Consider the following 6000-nt stretch of genomic DNA (forward strand, 5'->3'; position numbering starts at 1 on the left):
ACTTCCAAAACTTCTTGCTAGATACTGCAGGGTGTTTATTCCGCTCTTATTGGAAGCCAACAGGAGCGAAGCCAAGCATTATTACATCAAAATGCTTGGCTCGCAACAAATACTTACAGGACTTGTGCCACTTGTACCACACGTGTCACGCTCCAAGCTTTAGTCTTGGAGATTGGACGTCCTTCTTGGATCTCGACTACGTCGCCTTCCTTGGCCTGGTTGGTTTCGTCATGTGCATGGTACTTGTTAGTACGCACGATGATTTTGCCATACAGAGGATGCTTGACGTGGCGTTCGATCAGGACGGTAACAGTCTTGTCCATTTTATCGGACACAACTTTACCAACCAGCGTGCGCTTGAGCGCTTGTTTCACTTGATCGTTCATTACAGGGCGCCCTTCGAATTGATGACGGTCTTGACCCGTGCTATATCGCGACGAACTTTCTTCAATTGCGACGTATTGCTCAATTGCTGAGTAGCGATTTGCATGCGAAGGCTAAACTGCGCCTTCAGCAACTCGTTCAGCTCTTTCGTCAAGGCCGCTTGATCTTTGTCGCGGAGTTCAGATGCTTTCATGATTCACTCCAATTATTGGCCAACTTGACGCACGACGAACGTGGTCAAAAGCGGCAATTTAGCTGCAGCCAAACGGAATGCCTCACGCGCCAGAGCTTCGTCGACGCCATCCATCTCGTACAGCACTTTACCTGGCTGGATTTCAGCCACGTAGTACTCGGGATTACCCTTACCGTTACCCATCCGGACTTCAGCAGGCTTTTGCGAAATTGGCTTATCCGGGAAAATGCGAATCCAGATACGACCACCCCGTTTGATATGACGGGTCATTGCGCGACGAGCTGCTTCAATTTGACGCGCGGTGATACGACCGCGGCCAATCGCCTTCAAGCCAAATTCGCCGAACGACACGGCAGTGCCGCGCGAATGCGAAATGCCTTTGTTGCGGCCCTTTTGCTCTTTACGATATTTTCTGCGTGCTGGTTGCAGCATGATTATTCTCCTGCTTTCTCAGCCGGCGCAGCAACAGCAGCAACACCTTCAGCAGCGCCATCCGGCTTCTTGGCACGGGCTGGACGCGCAGCTGGCGCTCCTGGACCTGCCGTTGTAGTTTTAGCACGTGGACGACCAGCTGGTTTGCCATCATCACGACGTGGACCACGGCGTTTCTTGTCGTCGTCGTTAGGTACGTCGATTACCGGCGCTTCGCCGTTAGCCAGACGATCGCCCTTGTAAACCCAGACTTTGATGCCGATAATGCCGTACGTGGTTTCAGCTTCGCCGAAACCGTAGTCGATGTCGGCGCGCAGCGTGTGAAGTGGTACGCGACCTTCGCGGTACCATTCGGTACGTGCGATTTCGATACCGTTCAGACGGCCGGACGACATGATCTTGATCCCTTGCGCGCCCAGACGCATTGCGTTCTGCATCGCACGTTTCATCGCGCGGCGGAACATGATGCGTTTTTCGAGCTGCTGCGCGATCGAATCAGCGATCAGCTGTGCGTCGATTTCAGGTTTACGAATTTCTTCGATATTAACGTGAACCGGCACACCCATCAGCTTGGTCAGCGCCGACTTCAGTACTTCGATGTCTTCGCCTTTTTTACCAATAACAACACCAGGACGCGAGCTGTAAATCGTGATGCGTGCGTTCTTTGCAGGACGCTCGATAACAACGCGGCCGACCGATGCGTTCTTCAGTTTTTTCTTGAGGAAAGCGCGTACTTTCAGATCTTCGCCGAGCATTTGGGCAAAATTGCTGTTGCCTGCATACCAGCGGGATCCCCAGTTACGTGTAACCGCAAGGCGAAAACCGGTTGGATGAATCTTCTGTCCCATCGTGACTCCTTAGTTTCCGACAGTCACGTAAATGTGACAGGATTGCTTCGAGATACGATCGCCACGGCCTTTTGCACGCGCGGTGAAGCGCTTGAGGACCGAACCTTTTTCCACATATATCGTCGTGACTTTCAGCTCGTCGATATCAGCACCGTCATTGTGTTCGGCATTCGCAATTGCGGATTCCAGAACACGCTTGATGATAGCTGCACCTTTTTTCGGGCTGAAGGCCAGGATGTTAAGTGCTTGATCAATTTTTTTGCCGCGAATCAGGTCGGCGACCAGACGGCCCTTTTGAGCCGAAAGGCGCACACCGCGGAGGGTAGCTTTAGTTTCCATCATCGGACCTTATTTCTTAGCCTTCTTATCAGCAGCATGACCCTTGAACGTACGGGTCAGCGCGAATTCGCCGAGCTTGTGACCAACCATGTTCTCGGATACGTATACCGGGACGTGTTGCTTGCCGTTATGCACAGCAATCGTCAGACCGATAAAATCCGGCATGATGGTCGAGCGACGGGACCAAGTCTTGATTGGCTTTTTGTCTTTGACTGCTTGCGCAGTTTCAACTTTTTTCACCAGATGGGCGTCGCAGAACGGCCCTTTTTTCAATGAACGTGTCATGTGTTACCCCTTATTTCTTGCCACGGCGCGAGACGATCATGGAAGTAGTACGCTTGTTGCTGCGTGTCTTCTTACCCTTGGTCTGTTGGCCCCATGGCGAAACTGGATGACGACCAGCTGCGGTCTTGCCTTCACCACCACCGTGAGGATGGTCAACCGGGTTCATGACCACACCGCGAACGGTAGGACGAACACCACGCCAACGCATCGCACCCGCTTTACCGATCTTGCGCAGGCTGTGTTCGGCATTGCCGACTTCGCCTACGGTTGCGCGGCATTCGATGTGAACACGGCGAACTTCACCGGAACGCAGACGAATCTGGGCGTAAGTACCCTCACGAGCCATCAGCACAACGCCGGCGCCGGCGGTACGGGCCATCTGGGCACCCTTACCTGGCAGCATTTCGACGCAATGCAGAATCGTACCAACCGGAATGTTACGGATTGGCAGGCAGTTGCCGGATTTGATCGGCGCTTCCGAGCCGCTCATTACCTGGTCGCCTACAGCCATGCCCTTGGTGGCGATGATGTAGTGACGCTCGCCGTCGGCGTAGCACAACAGGGCGATATTCGCAGTGCGGTTTGGATCGTATTCGATACGTTCCACTTTCGCTGGAATGCCATCCTTGGTGCGCTTGAAGTCGATCAGACGGTAATGTTGCTTATGACCACCGCCGATGTGGCGAGTAGTGATATGACCGTTGTTGTTACGACCAGCTGTTTTCGACTTCTTCTCGATCAGGGCAGCAAATGGACGGCCTTTGTACAGGTCGGGATTAACGACCTTGACCATGCCACGGCGGCCCGGCGAGGTTGGTTTAACTTTAACGAGTGCCATTATTTAGCCTCCTCGGTGAAGTTGATCTCTTGACCCGGCTTCAAGCATACGAATGCGCGACGGGTGTGGTTGCGGCGACCCATGGTCTTGCCGCTACGCTTTTGCTTACCCTGGCGATTGGCAACCTGCACCGACTCAACCTGAACTTTGAAGAGCAGTTCGACAGCAGCCTTGACTTCCAGCTTGGTAGCGTCTGGTGCGATACGGAAAACGACTTGCTCGTTTTTCTCCGCAACCATCGTTGCCTTTTCGGAAATGACCGGCGCCAGCAGCACTTTCATCAAGCGCTCTTCGCTATGTTTAACTACTGCGTTCATGCCAGCATCTCCTCAATCTTAGCCAAAGCTTGCTTGGTGATCAGGATCTTCTTGTAGAACACAAGCGATACTGGGTCAGCGTGACGTGGCTCACATACCAGGAAGCCTGGCAGGTTACGCGACGCCAACAACAGGTTTTCTTCCAGGTTGTCGGTGATCACCAACACGGAATCCAGACCCATGGTCTTCAGCTTTTGCGACAGCAATTTGGTCTTTGGCGCTTCAACCGAGAAGTTCTCGACGACCGACAGACGACCTTCGCGTGCCAACTGCGACAGAATCGAGCAGAGACCTGCGCGATACATCTTCTTGTTTACTTTGTGCGTGAAGTTTTCGTCAGGCGAGTTCGGGAAAATCCGACCACCGCCGCGCCACAGTGGCGAAGACGACATACCGGCACGAGCGCGGCCAGTACCCTTTTGGCGCCATGGCTTTTTAGTCGTGTGATGAACTTCTTCACGGTCTTTTTGCTTACGGTTACCGCTGCGAGCGTTAGCCTGGTAAGCAACTACGACCTGGTGAATCAGAGCTTCGTTGTAGTCGCGGCCGAAAATGGTATCCGGAGCAGCAACGTTCGAAGCAGCTTGACCTTGGTCATTCAGGAGCTTGAGTTCCATGAATTAGGCTCCCTTCTTAGCTTTGATTTTGATCGCAGGGCTAACCACAACTTGGCCGTTCTTAGCACCTGGAACCGCGCCCTTGACCAGCAGCAGTTGGCGCTCAGCGTCAACACGTGCGATTTCGAGGTTTTGCGTGGTTACAGTAACGTCACCCATGTGACCGGTCATGCGCTTACCAGGGAAAACGCGACCTGGATCCTGCGCCATACCGATGGAACCTGGGACATTATGCGAACGGGAGTTACCGTGGCTGGCACGACCGGACGCAAAGTTGTGACGCTTGATGGTACCAGCGTAACCCTTACCGATCGAGACACCTTGAACGTCAACCTTTTGACCGACTTCGAACAGGCTGGCAGCGATAACTTCGCCGGCCTTCAGCTCGGAAGCCTTGGTTGAATCAATGCGGAATTCTCTGAGGATGGTACCAGCCTCGACGCCAGCTTTGGCGTAGTGACCAGCAGCAGCTTTTGTCACGCGCGAAGCGCGACGCTGACCGAATGCAACTTGAACAGCGGTATAACCGTCTGTTTCAGGCGTTTTGATTTGGGTCACGCGGTTGTTCGACACGTCCAGCACGGTTACAGGGATCGAATCCCCATCTTCCGTGAAGATGCGCATCATACCAACCTTGCGACCAACAAGGCCTAGGCTCATTGTTTTTCTCCATTCCCGCCTACGATTGGGCGGGGCTGATGTTTGTACTACTAAAATGAGTGCAATCGCTAGACGAAAGCCGCCGCAATTGCACCGAAGCCGATCAGTATAACCGGGTAAATTTTTATTTGCAAGACCATCTTTGTCGTGGTATGTCAAACTTTAGCCGGCTACACCTTATTTACAACACCTACTGAACAGTTGGGGGACAGAGTAATTCGCCACGCTGCGGTGGTTCCTAAACCCTGTCCCGCAATTGTTGTGGCTTACTGCAACTTGATTTCTACGTCCACGCCAGCTGGCAGGTCCAGCTTCATCAACGCATCGACAGTCTTGTCGGTTGGGTCAACGATGTCCATCAGGCGTTGGTGAGTACGGATTTCGAACTGGTCGCGCGATGTCTTGTTGACGTGCGGCGAACGCAGGACGTCAAAACGCTGGATACGTGTCGGCAGAGGCACCGGGCCTTTGACAACTGCACCGGTACGCTTGGCTGTATCAACGATTTCCTGTGCGGACTGGTCGATCAGCTTGTAGTCGAATGCCTTCAGGCGGATACGGATTTTTTGGTTAGCAGCGGACATGATTTTCCTTTAAAGAACGAACCGTGGATGAACGCCACCCACGGCATATTGTTACATTGACAGCAAACCGCCGAGGCGGCTTGCTTGTTGCACTACAACTACTATTAGTCAGCCAGGATCTTGGCGACAACACCTGCACCAACGGTACGGCCACCTTCGCGGATCGCGAAACGCAGGCCTTCTTCCATCGCGATCGGGTTGATCAGCATTACTGTGATCGACACGTTATCGCCAGGCATCACCATTTCTTTGTCCTTTGGCAACTCGATCGAACCAGTCACGTCCGTTGTACGGAAGTAGAACTGTGGACGATAGTTGTTGAAGAACGGTGTATGACGGCCGCCTTCGTCTTTCGACAGAACATAGATCTCGCCAGTGAAATGCTTGTGCGGCTTGATCGAACCTGGCTTGGCCAACACTTGGCCCCGCTCTACGTCTTCACGCTTGGTACCGCGCAGCAACACACCAACGTTGTCGCCTGCTTGACCTTGGTCCAGCAGCTT

General features: G+C 53.2%; 12 protein-coding genes. All 12 read right to left on the minus strand.

All coding sequences use genetic code 11. From position 1 onward, the window contains the following. Positions 1 to 113: 113 nt before the first annotated feature. The gene (rpsQ, locus tag AC07RZ_RS11545; RefSeq protein WP_014004402.1) at positions 114 to 386 is read right to left on the minus strand and encodes a 30S ribosomal protein S17; all 273 of its coding nucleotides are present in this window, start codon (positions 384 to 386) and stop codon (positions 114 to 116) included. Continuing rightward, entirely contained in the window at positions 386 to 577 is a 192-nt protein-coding gene (rpmC, locus tag AC07RZ_RS11550; protein ID WP_014004401.1) for a 50S ribosomal protein L29, read from the minus strand. The genes rpsQ and rpmC overlap by 1 nt, the downstream gene beginning before the upstream one ends. Before the next feature lie 12 nt (positions 578 to 589). Then, on the minus strand, positions 590 to 1009 hold the full coding sequence (gene rplP, locus AC07RZ_RS11555) for a 50S ribosomal protein L16 (protein ID WP_092356322.1): 420 nt from the start codon (positions 1007 to 1009) through the stop codon (positions 590 to 592). A gap of 2 nt (positions 1010 to 1011) precedes the next feature. Further along, positions 1012 to 1857 (minus strand): 30S ribosomal protein S3, encoded by an 846-nt coding sequence (rpsC, locus tag AC07RZ_RS11560; protein ID WP_144740215.1) that lies wholly within the window; start codon positions 1855 to 1857, stop codon positions 1012 to 1014. 9 nt (positions 1858 to 1866) lie between these two features. Then, positions 1867 to 2199, minus strand: coding sequence for a 50S ribosomal protein L22 (gene rplV, locus AC07RZ_RS11565; RefSeq protein WP_014004398.1), 333 nt, complete (start codon positions 2197 to 2199; stop codon positions 1867 to 1869). Positions 2200 to 2205: 6 nt separating this feature from the next. Next, complete coding sequence (gene rpsS / locus AC07RZ_RS11570) at positions 2206 to 2481, minus strand: 30S ribosomal protein S19 (RefSeq protein ID WP_014004397.1); 276 nt, start codon at positions 2479 to 2481, stop codon at positions 2206 to 2208. Positions 2482 to 2491: 10 nt separating this feature from the next. Beyond that, the gene (gene rplB / locus AC07RZ_RS11575; RefSeq protein WP_014004396.1) at positions 2492 to 3319 is read right to left on the minus strand and encodes a 50S ribosomal protein L2; all 828 of its coding nucleotides are present in this window, start codon (positions 3317 to 3319) and stop codon (positions 2492 to 2494) included. Continuing rightward, on the minus strand, positions 3319 to 3636 hold the full coding sequence (gene rplW / locus AC07RZ_RS11580; RefSeq protein ID WP_144740218.1) for a 50S ribosomal protein L23: 318 nt from the start codon (positions 3634 to 3636) through the stop codon (positions 3319 to 3321). The genes rplB and rplW overlap by 1 nt, the downstream gene beginning before the upstream one ends. Further along, positions 3633 to 4253, minus strand: a complete 621-nt coding sequence (gene rplD, locus AC07RZ_RS11585) for a 50S ribosomal protein L4 (RefSeq protein ID WP_092394415.1) — start codon at positions 4251 to 4253, stop codon at positions 3633 to 3635. Before rplD ends, rplW begins: the two co-directional genes overlap by 4 nt. 3 nt (positions 4254 to 4256) lie before the next feature. Continuing rightward, positions 4257 to 4913, minus strand: coding sequence for a 50S ribosomal protein L3 (gene rplC / locus AC07RZ_RS11590; protein ID WP_092394412.1), 657 nt, complete (start codon positions 4911 to 4913; stop codon positions 4257 to 4259). Positions 4914 to 5179: 266 nt separating this feature from the next. After that, positions 5180 to 5497, minus strand: coding sequence for a 30S ribosomal protein S10 (gene rpsJ, locus AC07RZ_RS11595; RefSeq protein ID WP_014004392.1), 318 nt, complete (start codon positions 5495 to 5497; stop codon positions 5180 to 5182). Positions 5498 to 5601: 104 nt separating this feature from the next. Next, the coding region (locus tag AC07RZ_RS11600) for an EF-Tu C-terminal domain-related protein (protein ID WP_494668015.1) at positions 5602 to 6000 on the minus strand (399 nt) is incomplete at its 5' end.

It is taken from the genome of Collimonas sp. GW821-FHT07E08, from assembly GCF_059418905.1.

Coding starts and splice junctions, on each gene's coding strand:
- rpsQ (WP_014004402.1), bottom strand. CDS start 386: ATGAACGATCAAGTGAAACAAGCGCTCAAGCGCACGCTGGTTGGTAAA.
- rpmC (WP_014004401.1), bottom strand. CDS start 577: ATGAAAGCATCTGAACTCCGCGACAAAGATCAAGCGGCCTTGACGAAA.
- rplP (WP_092356322.1), bottom strand. CDS start 1,009: ATGCTGCAACCAGCACGCAGAAAATATCGTAAAGAGCAAAAGGGCCGC.
- rpsC (WP_144740215.1), bottom strand. CDS start 1,857: ATGGGACAGAAGATTCATCCAACCGGTTTTCGCCTTGCGGTTACACGT.
- rplV (WP_014004398.1), bottom strand. CDS start 2,199: ATGATGGAAACTAAAGCTACCCTCCGCGGTGTGCGCCTTTCGGCTCAA.
- rpsS (WP_014004397.1), bottom strand. CDS start 2,481: ATGACACGTTCATTGAAAAAAGGGCCGTTCTGCGACGCCCATCTGGTG.
- rplB (WP_014004396.1), bottom strand. CDS start 3,319: ATGGCACTCGTTAAAGTTAAACCAACCTCGCCGGGCCGCCGTGGCATG.
- rplW (WP_144740218.1), bottom strand. CDS start 3,636: ATGAACGCAGTAGTTAAACATAGCGAAGAGCGCTTGATGAAAGTGCTG.
- rplD (WP_092394415.1), bottom strand. CDS start 4,253: ATGGAACTCAAGCTCCTGAATGACCAAGGTCAAGCTGCTTCGAACGTT.
- rplC (WP_092394412.1), bottom strand. CDS start 4,913: ATGAGCCTAGGCCTTGTTGGTCGCAAGGTTGGTATGATGCGCATCTTC.
- rpsJ (WP_014004392.1), bottom strand. CDS start 5,497: ATGTCCGCTGCTAACCAAAAAATCCGTATCCGCCTGAAGGCATTCGAC.